The organism is Chitinophaga caseinilytica (assembly GCF_038396765.1).
In the GTDB taxonomy this organism is placed as follows: domain Bacteria; phylum Bacteroidota; class Bacteroidia; order Chitinophagales; family Chitinophagaceae; genus Chitinophaga; species Chitinophaga caseinilytica.
On the sequence record NZ_CP150096.1, the window covers coordinates 3,566,932 to 3,585,574 of the forward strand.

Sequence of the window (18,643 nt, forward strand, 5' to 3'; positions counted from 1 at the left end):
TTTTAGTATTCGAAGAAAGCACTGCTTCCGCCCACCCAATCCTGCGAATCGTTGAAGCTCACACCGATCATTTTGCCCTTGCTCAGCCTGGCCAGGTTATGGGCGAGGATGGGAGCCGGCGCGTCTTCCGGCCAGCAATACATGAGCCTGATCTCGCATTTGGCCGGGCCGGTCGGCGTTTCTACCGCCGGTGCGTACGTCACTTTTTCCTGCAAAATCCAGTTGCCGGGATCGGCGATCTTTTCCAGGTCTTCGGGTGTGGGGTCGATGATGACGCCCTGACCGGCGAAGGAAAACAGGGGTTTCAGCACAAACTGGTCCAACTGCTGCGGCAACACGGGGATTTCGTCCAAAAACCAGGCCCGCGGGGCAAATGGGCCGCTGATGTGCGGCAACAGGTATTTACTGATGCGGTAATACCAGTTGGGGTGCGGCGCCCATTCCACGTCGAAATCCTGCCGCAGATCGATGGGGTTGCCCAGTTGTGGCCGCATCTTTTCGAGGTCTTCGAAAATGACACGGTTGTAGATCCGGCTGATGGGGCGCTTCTTTCCATCGCGTTCGAAATACAGCTCACGGCCCGACTGTTTTAACTCGGAGACACACACCACCGGGATGCCGAGCATCGCTTCCGTCACCGCAAAATCGATGAGGGTCTTCTGTTGCAGGGGCAGCACTTCCAGCAAAATCGTTTCTCCGGCCGGCCGGTTTCCGACGATGGTGCGGCGGAGGAGGTCGCGGTAGGAGGCGGAAGTGAGCCCTTTGCCCAGGTTCTCCAATCCCGAAGGTACGTTCAGGTGCCGCCGGTATGCGGCAGCGAGTTGTTCCTGGAACCCGAACAGGCTAGGGAACCCCTGCAGCTCGATGAGTTTTGGCGTGAGGGAGCCATCGTCTGCCCGCGTTACGGCGAAATCCACGATGATGAATTGCGGCCGCGCGTTTTCGCCGGGCACGTTATAAGTTTTCGGGATCGCCCCGGCCGTGAGGGTTTTGATATCCGGCCGCATGATCACTTTCACAACGGCGTCCCCGGCTTCGAGGAGGCGTTCGGTCAGCAGGCGCGGCACAAAAACCGGGGTTTCCGCGATGCGGAACGCAGGCTCCACGCCCGTGGATGCCTTGAGGTCCGACAGCAGCGCCTGGTATTGGGCCGGTGAATACGATTGGTTATAGGCGAGGCGGATATCGGGGATCATGATGATTCGTTTTAGGTATGCTGGTATTGCAGCGCCGTTTCGAGGAAGTTGGGCAGCAAGGTATCGTGCGTGCGCAGGATCTTGTCTGGCTGTTGCAACAGTTCCAGCATGTTTTCGTATTTCTCTTCGCCATGATCGCCCACAACGCGTTTGCGGCAGGCGGGCTGGCGGAGGTATTTGTGCATCCCTTCGGCATCGGCCTCAGGGTGGAATTGCGTCCCGATCATATAAGGATTGAATCGGATGGCCATGGTTGCCCTTTCCAGGGGAACATGCGGCCTTTCCTTTTCGATGGCGAGCACTTCTGCGCCCATGGCCGCAAGGTTGGCTTCGTTCGGCTGGATCACTTGCCAGTGGCGACTGTCAACGATATAAAAAGGATCTTCCAATCCAGCGAAGATGGGCTCTTTTTCTCCGGAAGCGGTGAGATGGACGGGGAACACGCCAAAAGCGGGGCTCTTCCGCCGGCAAACTTCCCCCAACTGAAAATAACGGCAAACGATCTGGAACGAATGGCAAATGAGGAAAACGTGCTTTTTGGAGCGCCCTTCCTTCCGATTCCAATCCAGCACGGCGTTCAGCCAACCGAAATAACTGGCTTCCCAGGCGCTGCCGGCGCTGTCGACCGGGCTTCCCGGCCCGCCGGAACTGATGTAAACGTCGTACCCCAGGTCGGGCACCTTGCCTTGTCCGCGAACGTCGAACTCATTGAGTTGCAACGGTATCTGGCGCGCTTCGGCAAATTGCAGGAGCATTTCCCGGATACAGCGCATCCCCTCGTTGGGAACGCCTTCATACAGGTCTAAGACAGCTACTTTCATTACTGCAAAATTACGCCAGAAAGCGGGATTGTATGTAATCGACTACGGCATTGAAGTTGTTACCGGATTCTTCGAAGACTTTCAGCTGTTTATCCGCGCCTGTTCCCCCGGAAAGAATTTCCTCCGTTCCCTTCGTGATCACGTCGCGGGTGCCGAGGTCGTTCACCACATCGTCCACGAAATCAAGCAGTTCGTAAATCAGGGCGCGGGTGTTCACTTCCATTTCCTTCCCGAAATCGATCAGGTTGCCATCCAGCCCGTACCGCGAAGCGCGCCATTTGTTTTCGTTAATGAGGGCACGGTTGTAGAGGATGAAATTGAGGTTCTGGGCGCGGAGCTTGTATATTTTGACGCAAACCGCCTGGAAAAGCGCGGCCAGCGTGATGGTTTCGCGGACGGTGAGCGGCACGTCGCAAATGCGGAATTCGACGGTGTTGAAGAAAGGATGCACGCGGAGGTCCCACCAGACTTTCTTCGCATTGTCGATGCAATTGGTTTTAACGAGCAGCTTGATGTAGTTGTCGTATTCTTCGATGCTGGCGAAATAGTCGGGGATGCCGGTGCGGGGGAATTTATCGAACACCTTCGTTCTGAACGACTTAAACCCGGTGTTCCGTCCTTCCCAGAACGGTGAGTTCGTGCTGAGCGCAAACACGTGTGGGAGGAAGTAGCGGACGCTGTTGGCGATGTGGATGGCCATTTCGCGGTTTTCCATGCCTACGTGCACGTGCAAACCGTAGATGAGGTTAGAGCGGGCGGCGTCCTGCATTTCGTTGACCAGTTCGAAATATCGGGGATGGTCGGTGATGAGCTGTTTTTCCCATTTGGAAAAGGGATGGGTGCCGGAAGCGCCGATGCTGAAACCGAGGTTTCCGGCGATTTCGTGGATCGTTTTGCGCAGGAGCCAAACGTCGCTCCAGGCTTCGTCGATATTGGCGCAGATCTGTGTACCTACTTCCACGACGGCCTGGTGCATTTCAGCCTTCACTTTGTCTTTGATGACCTTCTGCGCCTGTTCCACGATTTTTTGTTCATGGGAGCGCAGTTCCCGGGTTTCGGGGTCCATGACCATGTATTCTTCTTCTATTCCGAGCGTAAAAGCGGCAAAGTTCATGTGTGACGATTGGTTAACCAGAGGTGAAGTTCGTAAATTATTCGGGATTGCGCGCCGCGGCGCCGGTAACGAAAATGCCCCATCGGAGGTTCATTTCATCTTCACGGGCCGCCATGGCCCTTTCCAGCGCGTATTGGGCCGAGTGTTCCAGGAACCATTCGAAGTTCTTTGGGCCTACCGATTGCGGATCAGCGTCCGGAGCGGGATTGCAGAAATCGATGGCATAGGGGACGCCGTCCTGCACGGCAAATTCCACAGTATTGAAATCATATCCCAGCATCCTGTTGAGCGAAATGGTGAATTCCTTGATAAGCGCCGCCAGCGCGGGAGATGGCCGGAAATTCGCGTTGTACCGTTCTGCATGGGGCAAGCCCGGATGGTAGGGCATGATGTGGACGTGTCTGGCGCCGATGCAAAAGCAGCGGTAATATTCCTCCCATTTCACTTCCGCCTGCAGCATCATGGTTTCCCGCCCGGTTTGCTGATGGACGTCGAAGAATTCTTCGCGGGACGAGATGTAGTGTACATCGCGCCAGCCGCCGCCGGCGTAAGGTTTCATGTAAGCGGGGAACCCCACGTACTTGAAAATCCCTTCCCAGTCCATGGGGAACGCCAGGTTGCGGAACGATCGTGCGTTGGTATTGTCCGGCTGCACGAAAGCGGGGAGCAGCGCCGTGTTGGGCACGGGGATGTCTAAACTGAGCGCGAGGGCGTTGTTGAAGTATTTTTCATCGGCCGACCACCAGAACGGGTTGTTCAGCACCGCCGTTCCCCGGAGCGCGGCGTCTTTGAGCCATGCGCGGTAAAAAGGAACGTCGTGCGAGATGCGGTCTATGACAACGGTATATTCCGCCACGCCGCCCTGGACGGCCTTGTCGATCATGACAGATTCGGCCAGCACGTCTGGCCCGCAGATACGGTTCACCCGGTCGATGAACGCCTGTGGGAAAGTGTTTTCCTGGCCGTAGAGGATCCCGATTTTCTTCATCCGTCAATGTTTTAACAGCGAGAGATAATGCGGCAGCATTTCTTTCCAGGCGGGCCAGTCGTGGTGCGAATTCGGCCTTACGTCGAGCCAGTGCTGGATATTCTTTTGTTGCAGGATGCCGGAGAACTGTTCGTTCTGCGCCCTGGAAATATCGTGTTCCGCAGCGCCGAGCACGATCCCCATTCGCCAGAGGTCGGGGTGGCTGTTGTCGGGCACGAAGTCCATGGGGTTATGATAGTAGATGTTATCGTCGTAATGCCCTTCCGCCCGCGCGCGGATGTCGAACAAACCGCTCAGCGAAAAAAGGTACGCTACTGATTCCGGGTGGCGGAAAGCGAAATTGGCCGCATGATATCCCCCGAAACTGCAACCACCTACCGCAACGCGCTCGTGGCCGGTTTCCTGCCGGATGCGGGGCAGGAGCTCGTCCATGAGTAGCCCGTCGTACAACGCGTGGTTGCGTGCCCGTTCGGAAGGGTGGATGTGGCGGTTGAACCAGCTCGACGCATCGATGCTGTCCGGACAATAAATCCGTACCCGTCCATTTTGGACGAACCAGGCTACGGACTCGATCAGCCCGCGGTCCTTGTTTTCGTAATACCGCCCCATGGAAGTGGGGAAGAGGATCAGCGGGTAGCCTGCATGGCCGAAAACGAGCATTTCAAATTCGCGGCCCAACGAGGGGGATTGCCATTTGTAATAGTTTTCTGTCAATGCTACGGGTTTTACGGATAAACGTTTTCCAGGTAAAGGAATGGTAAATGTTGGCATGCGCCGTTCGGTTTTTCACAGGTTAAAGGATACAGGTCCAGCTTATTTCCCGGCGGCTTCCAGCAGCGAGAGGTACGCTTTCCAGCCGGGATCGGGCCGGATGCTCACGGAATGCGGATAGGCGCCGTAGTTGTCTTTATAGAAAATATTCATGACCGAACGCAGGTCCAGCGTATCGGAAACGTAATAGTAATCGGTGCGTTTGCAGCCTTCGGATTTGAAACCCGCTTCCACGTTGGTGGTGAGCAGTTGCATCTGGCGAGACGCGGATTCGGCGATGGATGCGTGGGTTTCTTCCTGTTCGGCGGTTTGCCCGGTGCCCTTGCAGCCCGGGAGCGTCAGTTCCGTCACCACCAGAAAGGGGTACGCGCCATCGGGCGCCTGGCCTTTGATGAGGGTGTTGGGAACGGATTTGTCGGTACCCGGTACGGCCTGTTGCGCCCAAACAGCCTGCGAGATCAGCATCGCCAGTGGCAACAGGAATGGTTTGAATGGCATTTTTCCTCTTTTCACAACTGTAAAATAACATTTCTGCGGCGCATTTCTGGCGTCAATTTGTTAAATTACAGAAGAACCCAACCCGCCTGCTATGCTTCCCAGAAAAGAATCCTTCGGCCAGTATTCGATCTTCCTCCAGCGGGAAGTGACATTCGATTGCTTTTTGCCCGCGTCCCCGCGCGAAACGCCCCACCTGTTGCTGGTGAACGACGGCCAGGAGCTGGACGCCATGGGGTTCCCCGCCATGCTGGAACATTTGCAAAACCACAGCCATCCTTCGTTGTGGGTGGCTGCTATCCATGCCGGCCCGCAGCGCAACCAGGAATATGGAACGGAAAAACATGTGGGGGCGAGGGGAGAAGGATGCAAAGCCTCGCTGTACGCGCGCTTCGTGCTGCGGGAGCTGCTCCCGTTTCTCCGGGACCGCTACCACCAAGCGTTTCCGGATATCACCTTCGCGGGGTTCTCACTGGGTGGACTTTCCGCGCTCGACATCGTCTGGAACCATCCCGACCAGTTCCGGAAAGCCGGTGTTTTCTCGGGATCGCTCTGGTGGCGCTCATCGACCGACGGCGGCCCGCGCATCATGCACCGCCAGGTGGAAGAAGGATTATTCAAGCCAGAACTGAAATTCTTTTTCGAAGCCGGAACGGAAGATGAACTGGCAGACCGCAACGCCAACGGCGTCATCGACGCGGTAGACGATACGGAAGACCTTGTGCGCATCCTCGAAACCAAAGGCTATGAAAAAGGCCGGCATATTCAATATGCGCTGGTGCCCGGCGGCCGCCACAACACCGAAACCTGGGCCGGAGTGATGCCCGATTTCCTCGAATGGGTCGTTAAAACCGGTTGAATCCCTTCCACCGAAATAAAAAAGTAAGCTGCGCGATTTCCCCGATCGGGCCATAAAGCCCGGTTGGCTCCTTTCCACCGGAAATAAAAAAGAAAGCCGCCCCACCCTACGCGGAACGGCAATCTCGTCAGCCATTGTCCTCTGTAATTCGATAGAAAAGTCGTCCCGGAGCAAATGTCTTTAACCTGGAAGCGTTCGCTCTGCATCGTATGCCCGGCACCGGGAGGCCCGTTCTGTTAATACTAACGCAGCAGGATGTGCGCCGGATGTAATTTTTGTGTTAATGGATGAATTTTTCCATCCATAAAAAAGCCGCCTCGGATACACCGGGCGGCTTTTATCGTTTTACAGGTGAGGTTTAGTTATTGAAAATGTAGCGCACGCCCACTTGCATCTGCCAGCGCGACGCGATGCCGGTATTGGTACGGAAAGGGCCGCTCAGCTTGTCGAACGAGAAGCGCGGTTGCCCGCCGGCCCCGTTGTAATCGCGGAAAGCGAGGAAGCTGCTGGTGTTGGCCGTTTGTGTTACGCCCCATTTGCTGTTCAACAGGTTGCCCACATTGATGATGTCCCACGTCAACTGCAACTTACTTTTCGATTTCGGCGCGATCTTGCTGAAATCGATATCCTGTACGAGGCGGAAGTCGAAACGGTTGTACCAGGGGAATTCCAGGCCGTTCCTTTCTGCATATTGTCCGCGGCGCTTGTCGAGATAGGGATTGCTGCGGATGTACTTGTCGAGGTCGTCCCAGATCTGTGCAGGCGTGCGGGTATCGGGCGGCTGGTTGAAGCCGGCGCGGCTGGGGATGAGGATGATCTGGCTGGCATTGCGCGGAATATATACCAGGTCGTTGCTCGTGCCGTTGTCGTTGTTCACGTTGCCGCCATACACGTAGCTTACGCGCGAGTTATCGAACCCGTCGTTATATGGTTGCCCTTCGTAAATGAGGGAGAGCGTGGTGCCGAGGAGCTTGGCGTATTTGATGTTGTAGGAAAGCGTACCGATCACGCGGTTGCGAACGAGGAAGTTGGTGCGCGCCAGCACGGGGATGTTCGGATCGCCCACGATCTGGTTGCCGTTATATGCGCTCGCCGCCTGGGAGCCTGGGCTGGACGTCACGTCTTTCGCGTCGGTATACGTGTAGGCCACCATGCCGCTCAAACCGAAGTCGAAGGTTTTCTGCAGTTGCGCGGTGAGCGCGTAGGAGTAACCTTTCGATGAATTATCCAGCACGATGGCGTTGGTGAGGCTGCTGTTGATGCGGTTGGCGCTTCCGCCGGGGAAAAGCGGGCGCTTGTCCGGGCCGGGAAGCGTGCCGGTCGGGTATTTCAGGTTCGCGTCGCGATGGAAGACCGCATTGATGTCTTTGGTATAAATACCTTCCAGTGTCAGGATCACATCTGCCGGCAGGCGAATGTCTGCCGCGAGGTTCGACCGCCATACCTGCGGGTATTTGAAGTCGGGATCGATGACGTTGATGGCATATGTGGGCGATGCGGCCGGATTGGCGGGGATATAGGCGCTGGGGTTGTCGGTGAACGGACGGTTCGTCGGGTTCGTGGTGAACTCGTTACCGAAAAGCAGCCCGTTCTGACCGGCCTGGTTCACGGCCCATACGAAGGGAATGCGGCCGGTGAAGATACCCGTACCACCGCGGATCTGGTAGGTGTTATTGTCTGCCACGTCCCAGTTGAAGCCCAGCCTGGGCGACCAGAGGATCTGCGTTTTCGGGAGTTTGGCAACGTCCAGTTTCTCGCCGTCGCGGAAGGTCATGTCATTGACTTTCGGATTGGTAGCGAGATCGCTGGGGTACCAGGGCACGTCGATGCGGACGCCGTACGTCAACCGGAAATTATTCGCCACCTGGAATTCGTCCTGCACATACGCTGCGATCGCCGCCGTGTTCAGCTTGGCGATAGGAGCGGGATCGCCGGGGATGGCGGAGAAAGTGCGCTGGTAGAACGAGGGCATCACGGTATTGTCGTCTGTTGCGTCGAAGAAATCGTTTACACTGGCATACCGGAACTGGCCGTACACGAACTGCGCGAAACCGTTGCTGAATCTGTAGTATTCGCCGCTCACGCCGAACAGCAGCGTGTGTTTGCCCATGTACCAGTTGAAGTTGTTGGTGATCTGCCAGAGGTCTTGCCCGGAGTTGTTGAGGCCGGAGAAGGGCTCGGAGCCGAAGGAAATATAGTTCCTGCCGCCGGCTTCGAGGTCAACTACCGGGAACGGGCGCCCGAAGATCTCGCGGTGGTCGCGGAAACGGGAGTAGGTGGCGGTGAGGTTATTGGCGAAGCGGTTGCTGATGTTGTTGTTCCATTCCAGTACGAAGGAATTGAGTTTATTGTACTGCCGGTATTTCATATTCTCGAAATACAGCGAAGTGCTGCTCTGGCCGCGGCCGCTGTTGGAGTTGGAAGCGCTGGGGCCGATGTCGCGGTAAGCGTTGAGCCAGCTGTAGCGGAAGGTCAGCTTGTTTTTGTCGTTGATGTTCCAGTCGAAGCGGGCCGTTACTTTATCGTTGTGCGTAGGCAGCGAGAAATCTTCATATCGTCCCGGATCGTAGCCGTATTTGCTGATGAGCAGGTTGCGGACGGAATCGAGGGCGGATGCGTTTACGAAAGCCACGCCGGCGGGAACGTCGTTCACGGATTTGGCGTTGGGGTCGCGGTTGGCGCGGAAGTTACTGGCGGGGGATTCCTGGCGTTCCAGTTCGCCGCTGATGAAGAAGAAGAGTTTATTCTTGATGATGGGCCCGCCCACGCGGAAGCCGTATTGGTTCTGTTTGAAATCGTCTTTCTGCACCGTTTGTCCGTCTACCTTGCTGCCGGTGAGGCCTTTAGAGCGGATGAAGGTATATACCGAACCGGAGAATTCGTTGGTGCCGCCGCGGGTAACGGCGTTGATGCCGGCGCCGGTGAAACCGCTGAGTTTCACGTCGTAGGGAGCGAGGTTTACCTGCAATTGCTCGATGGCGTCGAGGCTGATGGGCTGGGCGTTGGTTTGGCCGCCGGGGAGCTCGGTGATGCCGAATGCATTATTAAAGGTGGAGCCGTCGATGGTAAAGCTGTTATATAAGCCGTTACGGCCGGCGAAGTTGAGTTTTTTACCGGATTGGGGCGTGAGTTTCGTGAAATCGGCGACGCCGCGGCTGAGGGAGGGCAGGTTGGCCAGTTGTTCGCGGCCGATGGCGGTGGAGGCACCGGTGCGCCCTGCGTTGAAGGTTTTATCCTGCCTGCCGGTGATCACTACTTCCTGGAGGCCGGTGGAGGCAGACTGGAGGGCGAAGTCGAGCCGGAAGATCTGGCCGAGTGGAATGGCCACGTTCTCGATTTTTTCTTCTTTGTAGCTCACGTAGGTGACGGTGATGGTGTATGGACCGCCAACGCGCATGTTCGGAATGTTGTAGCGGCCGTTTTCCATGGTGGTGGTGCCATAAATGGTGCCGGTGGGTACGTGAACGGCCTTCACGGTGGCGCCGATAAGCATTTCATTGGAGCTGGCATCTTTAATGGTTCCCGTGATGCCGCCGGTGGTAACCTGTGAATATGCGCAGGTCATTCCCAGCACAAGCATAATACTTGTAATGAGTAACTTTTTAAATCCCATAACAACCGATTTGATGATGATGGTGCAAAGATGACGAAATAAGCCGGGTAAAATTTAACTTGACTTTAACAAATTGTTACATGTTGAATATTCGGAAACAATTGTGCCCTTAGATTTTGATTTCTTCCTTTTATAACTGAAAACGGGTGCGATTTGTTTAAATGCTTCCCGGACAGATTTTTATTTTTTCAAATTAATTATTGTTTAATATGTGAAGGGTGGCCGGGAGGGGAAGGCTGGGGGCTGGGGCGCGTCAAACGTCGATTTTATATCCTAACTTTGCACATTCATTTCACATTAGAAGAATCATTATGCTGGATACTATCGAATCCGCCATTGAGGATATAAAGAAGGGGAAACTGGTCATTGTAGTGGATGACGAAGATCGTGAGAACGAAGGGGATTTCATTACGGCTGCGCGCAACGTGACACCGGAAGTGATCAATTTTATGAGCATGTACGGCCGCGGGCTGATCTGCGCCCCTCTTGTGGAGGAGCGTTGTGAGGAGCTGGGGCTCGATCTGATGGTGCGCGACAATACCGCATTGCACCAGACGCCCTTTACCGTATCTGTCGACCTCCTGGGCCACGGCTGCACCACGGGCATTTCCGCCTCCGACCGCGCCAAAACCGTTCAGGCGCTCATCGATCCCAATACCCGGCCCGAAGAACTGGGCAAACCCGGGCACATTTTCCCTCTGCGGGCTAAAAAAGGCGGTGTGCTTCGCAGAACGGGGCATACCGAAGCTACGATCGACCTGGCGCGCCTGGCTGGCTTCGAGCCTGCGGGCGTACTGGTGGAGATCATGAATGAAGACGGTACCATGGCCCGGCTTCCCGAGCTCCGCGAGATCGCCAAAAAATTCGACCTCAAACTCATTTCCATCAAGGACCTGATCGAATACCGCCTCCGTACCGAATCCCTCATCGAGGAAGAAGTACGGGTGCAGATGCCCACCAAATACGGCAATTTCGAACTGGTAGCTTTCAAGCAGCTCAATTCCGGCGACATGCACATGGCGCTGAAAAAGGGCGACTGGAACCAGGGAGATCCCGTGATGGTGCGCGTCCATTCCAGCTGCTTTACGGGCGACATCCTGCATTCCCTCCGTTGCGACTGCGGCGAACAGCTGCAGGCTGCCATGCAAATGGTGGAAAAGGAAGGCAAAGGCCTCATTTTGTACATGAACCAGGAAGGGCGCGGCATCGGGCTTATGAACAAACTCAAAGCCTACAAACTCCAGGAAGAAGGCAAAGATACCGTGGAAGCGAACCTGGAACTGGGCTTCGGGATGGACGAGCGCGATTATGGTGTAGGCGCGCAAATCCTTCGGCACATGAACGTGACGAAAATGCGCCTCATCACGAACAATCCCCGCAAGCGCGCGGGCCTCAAAGGCTACGGCCTCGAGATCGTGGAGAACGTGGCGATCGAAATCCATCCCAATCCCCACAACGAATTTTATCTCAAAACGAAACGCGATAAGCTCGGGCACGAAATCCTGAAAGGATAACCGGCTCACACGCATAAGGTATTAGCATCAAGGCTCACGGTCCGGAAAGGAACGTGGGCCTTGATCTTTTTACCGCCGGCAGGCCAATCAGGGAATTGCGATCAGCCATTGAACTTTACGTTCCAAAACCCTGACCACTCAGGGAATTGTGATCAGGCGTTGAACTTTACGATCCGAAACCTTGACCGTACAGGGTATTGCGATCAGGCTTTACGTTCCAAAACCCTGACCGCTATCCCATAAAGTCATGCAAAACGGTAAAATCCCTTACAAACCAGGTTCCCGCTTTTTATCATAAGACATTACGTAAGCGAACCCGGCGCCCTGGCGCAGGGTTCGCTGTTTTGAACAAGACCTGTTTTCTCCTCTTCCTGCAATTCGATTTCGGGTTCATCAATGATGGCTGATTACGGCCAACAAGCATTTACGCTTATCCTACCCTACACTGTACCGCACTTATTCAGGTCTCAGCTTTACCGTCGCTTTACCTCTGTTCAACAAATCCCTGCCCGAATTGATAATCCTGTTGATGATAATGGGTGCAATAATTCCGGTGACAAAATACCGGATCTTCGAAGAAACTACATAATCCTCAAAGAATATGTGCCCCGCAATCGCCCCGACTACTGCATACATGAGCATGGAGCCTAAAAATGGTAATAGGCGGAAACCGCTCTGTATCCCGCTTTCGACGGAATTGCCAGGTTCGATTCGTTGAGCAATAGGAACGGTTAACCCTCCCAGCATACAACAGAATGCGGGAGAATGGATGAATTGCTCCATCATTCGCTACAATTTTAAAGCATGAAATACTAGTCTCGCTGTCCGGTAAAAGCCGCTAACACTTTTTCAAAAAAACTGGTCCGGTCTTCATACAATTGCCGCACCGTAACGAGAATTTCGCCGTCTGCCATTCTCCAGGATGATTCGAGAAAGCATGTCCCGCTGGCATACATGGTTTTTTTGACTTCCTTCCGCGTCAACCCCGTGCATTCCGCAATCTCCGAATACGTCATCCAGAAATCCGTCCCTTTTGCATGTACCTGAATACATCGCTGAATAAGATCCTTTTTCTGCTCATGTGTCATGGCAGACAATTCAGGCATCTTCACTGGTTGTGTTACGTGAATAGTAGTTTGCATCTTCATCTGATTTTGATGAAAATGTAGCCATAAATCGGACACAAAAATTTTTTAGAAGCCGTTCATTCCGTTCATTTTTTGAACGTGGTATGTATACCTTTTTAGGGTCTGTCCACCGAGTCTTTTTCATGCTCGTGATCCTCGTGCCGCAAACTGTCTTCCTGCATCCTCCGCAGCATCGCGGCCCGCGCAATGCTGTCCTGTACCCGCCGCAACCGCCGGTCGCTGAAAAGCTCGCCGAACCGGTTGAAATCACGTACGTAAGACATCCCCACGCCACTCCGGATCCTGTTGTCCAGCAACCATGCATCATAATCCATCTTGCTGAACGCATTCAGACGAACACGCCCGTCCGGCGTCAGCAAATACTCGATCCGGAAGTCGCCCGCGAAGTTTTGCGTGGAAGAGCTCGCCGAAACCCTTCCCCAGTCGTAGTTCCCGCCTACGTATAAACGTATCCGGTTGTTCAGGAAAGATTTCGTGATACCCGTGCTCACCAGGTTCCGGTCATACGAACTGCTGGCGCTGTTATTGAAGTTGTATGCCGTATAGTTTACATTGAAACCGATCCCCGCATTCTTGAGGAAAGTATTGGAGAAGTTGTTCAGGATCGCCGAAGCCTGCGCGCTCAAAGCCTGCCCCACACTGTTTTTACCCGTAATCGCCACGTTGGCGCTGCCGTCTGGCGGCTGGAACTGGCCCGTTGCCAACAGGTACGAAATCTGGTACAAAGCCTGGTTCTGGTTGGAGTTGATCTCCTTCAACCGCGACGCCACCCCGCTCTCATACGCCATAGACCCCACGTCCGGCAAAGTAATCTCATAAGTGATGGTCGGCTGCGTGAGCGATTGCCGCAGGTACAGCAAAATATCCACCCGCTCCGAACGGTTCATCAGCTTGTCGTCTGTAGCTGATGCCCCTGCCGCGCCCGAGGCGGCGGCGGTACTGAGGTTATACAAACTCACCTTGGGAATGCTGTACTTCGCCGTAATGTTCACCAAAGCCTCGCCAGGATCCCCGTTCCAGGAAATCGTACTGTTCTTGTCGATATCGAACTTCCAGCTGGCGAGCCGCTGGAAACTGAAATTATAGGTACCGGTATTGATCGTATAATTGCCGTACATCGTGAAATCCCCTTCCAGGTTCACATTGATGGCCAGGTTGCCCGTTCCGTTGGCGGAAATCACGTCGTTCGTGGAGGCATTCAGGATCACATCGATCTGCGCGTCGGGGTTGGCGGCGATGTCCATCTTCACATTCAGCTTGATGTCGCTCTTCTTTTTCTGCTCTTCCACCACCTTTCCGTATTGCTTGAACCGGATGTATTCGTGCTTGCCGATATCCTTGCTGTCGCTCAGCGGCAGGTAGAAATGCGTGCCCTTCAGCGGGCGCGCCAGCACGCGAAGCTCGAGGTTTTCGAGCGGACCTGTAAAATAAACCCTTCCCTGCGACAGCACCGTTCCATAATACAGGTCGTTATCCGCCGGCCCCGTATCCAGGAACAGGAACTTGTCTGACTGCACGTCGAACTCGAACACCATATCGTAAAAGTTCTGATGCTGGATAAACCCATTCACCACCGCCTTGTTGTTGAACTTGTCGATCAGCGTGAACGGCTTCATTTCGATAAGGTTATCATCCATATGATGCACGTGGAGCAGGGGGATTTTGTACCGCGTGCCGAGATAATTCACTTTCATCCCGATATCCTGCACCTTCACCGATCCCCGGAACGATGGCTTGTCGGTAGTGCCGGTCACGTCGAGGTGGCCGGTAGCCGAACCGGTCAGTTCGCTCACATAATCTCCCAGGTATTTATCGAGCAGGCTGATGGAAGTGTTGTTCAGGTCGGTGGACGCGTTCAACACGCGGTTGCTGTCGCTGAGGCCCACCGTGCCTTTCGCCGTAAAGCTCGCCAGGGAATTGTCGGCCGACACGTCGAAGGAAAGCTGCCCGATCGTATGGTCGTAATTTCCTTTCCAGTTCACCAGCCCGATGGAGTCATTGTCTACCCGCAGCTGGCTCGTCCGCACGTCAGCGTCCACGCTCAGCCGCCCGAAAGGATCGTGCACGTCGATATCGCCATTGGCCATGCCTTCGATGAGGTAGCTGGTAAGGCCGTGGGAGATGATATCGGCGAGGTTCAGGTCTTTCAGGTTGATCATGAACCGCGACTCGTCCGGATTGAATTCGTTCGTGCTGATAGTAATGGCCTGGTCGTTGCGCGTGATTTTCAGGTTATGGACGGTCAGGAAATCGGTGCTCCAGTATACTTCATTCCCCGACATCATGTTCCAGGGCTTGCCGTTCACGGTGAAGGAGCTGTTGAGGAAGTGGATCTTCACGCCGTCGCCTACCGTTACCAGCCGTGCATAGAAACCATTGAGGGAAGTCGTGTCTTCCGCCTGCAGATCGAGTTTGATGAGCGAGGTGTCTTTCCCAGAACTGGCCAGGATGAGCGGATTGCGGAACATGACGCTGTCCCGGAACAACACCTCGCCCAGGCTCGTGCTTACGTTGATACGGCTGAAATCGCCGGTGGACTTGAGCACGAGGTTCCTCACCCCGAAATCCCGGAAAGCCGCCTGAGGGACCACCGCATTGAGCGACACGTTCCCCGTCAGCGTATTGAGTGCCCCCTCGATCCGTGTGCCGTCGAAACCGCTCACGTCGTTGGTAAAAGCGGCGATGAGCTTGTCCACCTGCCCGAATTCCAGGGAAAACGTGAAGTCCTGCCCGGCATTGACCATGGGCGGCGATTTGAAGAAACTGGGATAATATTTATTGAGGAACAGTTTGAAAGCGTTGGGCAATTCCATGAAACTATAGCTTCCCTGCACGAACCCGTTTACCTCGTTCCCCCGTACCCGTAAGGTTTTCAGCCCGTTTTCAGTGCCGGTGTAGACGGAAAGACTGTCGAATTCCACGCGGTTCCGGTTTTTGAACAGGGAAAGGTCGTACAGCCGGGCGGTGCCGTCGAAGTTATCGATGTTGCTGCCGGCAAAATTGAGGTCGGCTTTCGCCTGCAGCGTGATGGAATCTTCCGTGAGGTGGAGCGCTTTGAGGTCGCTGTTGCGTATTTCCGAATAGAAATTGAATATGGGCAGACGGCTGTTGAAATCGATCGTTCCCGTAAAATCCATGTCCAGGTTGGGATCGTTCACGGTCAGCGCACCGTTGAAGAACTTCCGGTTCATTTCGCCTTCGGTCTTCAGGTTCTGATATTGATAGCCGTATAGCCCGATCTGCTGTATATCCGCGTCTACCGCGGCTTTCAGGTTTTTGAAATTGAAACCTTCGCCTTTTACCTTGGCTTTCATCGTTACCCGGTCCACGATGGTGTTGCCGAGGAGCTCGCCGAGCTGGAAGTCGTATGTGGTAAGGCTTCCCGAGTAAACGGGCACGTCTTTGCTCGTCTTGAAGTTGATGTCGGAATCGAGGTTGCCGAGGTTGGTCTGGAATTTCCCGTAGGCCACGAAGTCGTTCACGAACCCGGTAAAGCTTCCCTGGAAGGCGAGCCGCTGGATGAGCTCGGTTTTCACGGCCGTGATATCTTTGAGCATGGGGAAGAACTGGCGGACGTCGGCGCCGCTGGTCGTGAGCTCCCGCGCGTTGAAATCGATAAATGTTTCGTTGATGTACGGAAGCCCCCTCATGCTGAAGTTCCCCCGGAGCCGCGTCGCCTTTCCGCCCTGCAGCTGCATGCTGTCTGCCGAAAGGTTGCTCACCGGCCCTTCCACCGACCCATTTACCAAAATTTCCGTATCCCAGGCCGAAAGCGGCGGCGCGAAAAACGCGATATCGTCAGACGACAGGCGGGTTTCGCGGAAATTGGCCTTCATGGTCACGAGGTCTACATAGTCGCCCAGGTCGGCCATGTCCTCGTATTGCATCGTATAATAATCCTTGATGTGGCTGTTGTTGGTCACCAGGTCGAGGTCGTTGAATTCCATTTCGACGGGCGACATCTTGAATTTCGCCTTGAGCGATTTTACCTCGAACCCGCTGCGCTCGCGGGTGCTGAGCGCCAGGTCTGCGAAAATGCTGTCTTTCACGAGCCGGCTGTTGGAGATCGAGAGGTTGATCTGGGCGAACCGGATGCGCGAGGGGTCGAACTGCCCGGCCGTGGAAGGCACCGAATCGCTGAGGTTGTTGACGCCGAACGTGCCGTCTTTGATCGTGAGGGATTTGACGATCAGTTTCCAGTTGTCGGCATTCCATCGCAAAGGCACGATGGCGGCGGAGTCCAGCACGGGTTTCGGTGCGGCGGGCGACGGGGCGCGGCGCTTGCGCAGGGGGCTGGCCGGGTAGCTGGATACCACGAACGAGGGCTGATCGAGCAGGAGCTCGTTGATCTTGATGTTGCGGGTCAGGAGATCGAGCTGTTCGGCGTCGAGGTAGATGCGGCCGGCGGAGGCGTTCATGTCTTCGCCTACCCATTGGTCGACCAGGTTGAACCGCACGCGGCGGAAGTCCACTTTTTTCAGGTCGAGCGAAATACCGGTTTTCTGTTTTTTGGCCGGCTGAACGGGGGCGCCGCCGAACTCGTCTATAATAAATTGATAATTCCAGAGGGAGTCGTTCCGGGGGCGGATGAGGTTGACCTGCGCATCTTCGAGCCCTACGAACTTGAGCACCGGTTTTTCCTGGATGAAGAACCAGTCGGTGATGCGGACGTGGAGGGCTTCTGCGTAAAGGAGGGTATCTTTGTTCCGGTCTTCCACCAGCGTGCCTTCCAGGCGCATGCTGTTGAACAGGCGGAAGTTGACGTGGCGGATTTCGACACGGGTGTTCAGCTGTTTGGACAGCCGCGCCGTAACTTCCTGGACAAGCAGGTTCTGAACGTAGGGAATATTGACGAGGATACTGACGAGGAGTAACAGGCCCAGCAGGCTCAGCAGGGCAATGGTCAATATTTTGCGAACTTTTTTCAGGGAACTCCGATTTATTCCGGCAAAAATAGTCATTACCAAAATGTTTGCCAATTGAATCTGCTACATATAAATTTGAATAAAACCCATCCCATGCGCTTTATACTCATTTTTTGCCTCCTGATACAAACCGGTTGGGCAGCGGCCCAGGAAAAATACGTGCTGGTCATCCACGGTGGGGCCGGTACCATTTTGAGATCGCAACTGACGCCGGAAAAGGAAACGGCCTACCGAGATGCGCTGAAAGCTGCGCTGACGGCGGGTTATGATGTGCTGAGCAAGGGCGGGTCGAGCCTGGACGCGGTGGAGGCGGCGGTGCGGTCGATGGAAGATTGTCCGCTTTTCAATGCCGGCAAGGGCGCGGTGTTCACGGCTGAGGGGAAGAATGAGCTGGATGCGGCGATCATGAACGGTAAAACGCTGGAAGCCGGCGCGGTGGCTGGCGTTACCGTGGTGAAGAACCCGATATCCGCCGCCAGGGCGGTGATGGAGAAAAGTAAACATGTGATGATGGTCGGGAAAGGGGCGGAGACGTTTGCGAAGGAAGCAGGCCTGGAGATCGTGGACCCGTCTTATTTCCGGACGGAGGAACGCTGGCAGGGGCTATTGCGCGCCCGGCAGCTGGATTCGACGCGGCAGCAGCTGGGCCATGCGGACACGGCGGCTTCCGCGAGGCTGGGAGCGGAGATGCGCGACTATAAATTCGGCACGGTGGGGGCGGTGGCGCTCGACCGGCAGGGGGACCTGGCGGCGGCCACGTCTACCGGGGGCATGACCAACAAGCGGTACGGCCGGGTGGGGGATGCGCCGGTGATCGGGGCCGGGACGTACGCCGATAACGCGACCTGCGCCGTTTCGTGTACGGGTTGGGGTGAGTATTTCATCCGGCTGGTGGTGGCGAAAACGGTTTGTGACCTGATCGCATACAAAGGAATGAGTGTCCGGGATGCGGCGAACGAATTGATAATGAAGAAAGTACCGGCGTTGGGGGGAGACGGGGGCCTCATCGCGATCGACAGGAACGGCCGGATCGCGATGCCTTTTAACACGGCGGGCATGTATCGGGCGGCTATTACTGAAAATGGGAGGATGGAAGTGATGATCTTCAAATAGCATATGTCATCACATTGTCACGCATCTGTGTTTGTGTTGATGGTATTTTGCACAATAGTGATGATAAATTAAGATACGAAAAATTC

At 55.1% G+C, this 18,643-nt stretch carries 13 protein-coding genes; 3 read left to right on the forward strand and 10 right to left on the reverse strand.

What is annotated here, in order from left to right; all coding sequences use genetic code 11:
* Positions 1-2: 2 nt before the first annotated feature.
* The 6 genes from WJU22_RS14540 to WJU22_RS14565 form a co-directional block, all read right to left on the reverse strand.
* Entirely contained in the window at positions 3-1,196 is a 1,194-nt protein-coding gene (locus tag WJU22_RS14540) for a hypothetical protein (protein ID WP_341838907.1), read from the reverse strand.
* An 11-nt stretch (positions 1,197-1,207) separates the two neighbouring features.
* Entirely contained in the window at positions 1,208-2,017 is an 810-nt protein-coding gene (locus WJU22_RS14545; RefSeq protein WP_341838908.1) for a type 1 glutamine amidotransferase, read from the reverse strand.
* A gap of 10 nt (positions 2,018-2,027) precedes the next feature.
* Complete coding sequence (locus tag WJU22_RS14550; protein ID WP_341838909.1) at positions 2,028-3,131, reverse strand: carboxylate-amine ligase; 1,104 nt, start codon at positions 3,129-3,131, stop codon at positions 2,028-2,030.
* Between the two features lie 37 nt (positions 3,132-3,168).
* Complete coding sequence (locus WJU22_RS14555) at positions 3,169-4,119, reverse strand: hypothetical protein (protein WP_341838910.1); 951 nt, start codon at positions 4,117-4,119, stop codon at positions 3,169-3,171.
* A gap of 3 nt (positions 4,120-4,122) precedes the next feature.
* Entirely contained in the window at positions 4,123-4,833 is a 711-nt protein-coding gene (locus WJU22_RS14560; protein ID WP_341838911.1) for an esterase family protein, read from the reverse strand.
* A 99-nt stretch (positions 4,834-4,932) separates the two neighbouring features.
* Positions 4,933-5,388, reverse strand: a complete 456-nt coding sequence (locus WJU22_RS14565) for a DUF695 domain-containing protein (protein WP_341838912.1) — start codon at positions 5,386-5,388, stop codon at positions 4,933-4,935.
* Positions 5,389-5,479: 91 nt separating this feature from the next.
* On the opposite strand from WJU22_RS14565, the gene WJU22_RS14570 reads away from it, so the two are divergent.
* A complete protein-coding gene (locus tag WJU22_RS14570) occupies positions 5,480-6,244 on the forward strand; it encodes an alpha/beta hydrolase (protein ID WP_341838913.1) in 765 nt (254 codons plus the stop codon).
* Between the two features lie 358 nt (positions 6,245-6,602).
* Here the strand turns inward: WJU22_RS14570 and WJU22_RS14575 are convergent, their stop codons facing one another.
* Positions 6,603-9,824, reverse strand: coding sequence for a TonB-dependent receptor (locus tag WJU22_RS14575; RefSeq protein WP_341838914.1), 3,222 nt, complete (start codon positions 9,822-9,824; stop codon positions 6,603-6,605).
* Positions 9,825-10,168: 344 nt separating this feature from the next.
* On the opposite strand from WJU22_RS14575, the gene WJU22_RS14580 reads away from it, so the two are divergent.
* Positions 10,169-11,371 (forward strand): bifunctional 3,4-dihydroxy-2-butanone-4-phosphate synthase/GTP cyclohydrolase II, encoded by a 1,203-nt coding sequence (locus tag WJU22_RS14580; RefSeq protein WP_341838915.1) that lies wholly within the window; start codon positions 10,169-10,171, stop codon positions 11,369-11,371.
* Between the two features lie 456 nt (positions 11,372-11,827).
* On the opposite strand, the gene WJU22_RS14585 is transcribed toward WJU22_RS14580, so the two are convergent.
* The 3 genes from WJU22_RS14585 to WJU22_RS14595 all read right to left on the reverse strand — a co-directional run bounded on the left by WJU22_RS14585 (position 11,828) and on the right by WJU22_RS14595 (position 17,426).
* A complete protein-coding gene (locus WJU22_RS14585; RefSeq protein ID WP_341838916.1) occupies positions 11,828-12,157 on the reverse strand; it encodes a hypothetical protein in 330 nt (109 codons plus the stop codon).
* A gap of 26 nt (positions 12,158-12,183) precedes the next feature.
* Positions 12,184-12,513, reverse strand: a complete 330-nt coding sequence (locus WJU22_RS14590) for a hypothetical protein (RefSeq protein WP_341838917.1) — start codon at positions 12,511-12,513, stop codon at positions 12,184-12,186.
* 101 nt (positions 12,514-12,614) lie between these two features.
* The gene (locus WJU22_RS14595) at positions 12,615-17,426 is read right to left on the reverse strand and encodes a translocation/assembly module TamB domain-containing protein (RefSeq protein WP_341838918.1); all 4,812 of its coding nucleotides are present in this window, start codon (positions 17,424-17,426) and stop codon (positions 12,615-12,617) included.
* A gap of 111 nt (positions 17,427-17,537) precedes the next feature.
* Here WJU22_RS14595 and WJU22_RS14600 point away from each other — a divergent pair, with 111 nt between their 5' ends.
* Positions 17,538-18,557 (forward strand): isoaspartyl peptidase/L-asparaginase, encoded by a 1,020-nt coding sequence (locus tag WJU22_RS14600; protein ID WP_341838919.1) that lies wholly within the window; start codon positions 17,538-17,540, stop codon positions 18,555-18,557.
* Positions 18,558-18,643 lie beyond the last annotated feature (86 nt).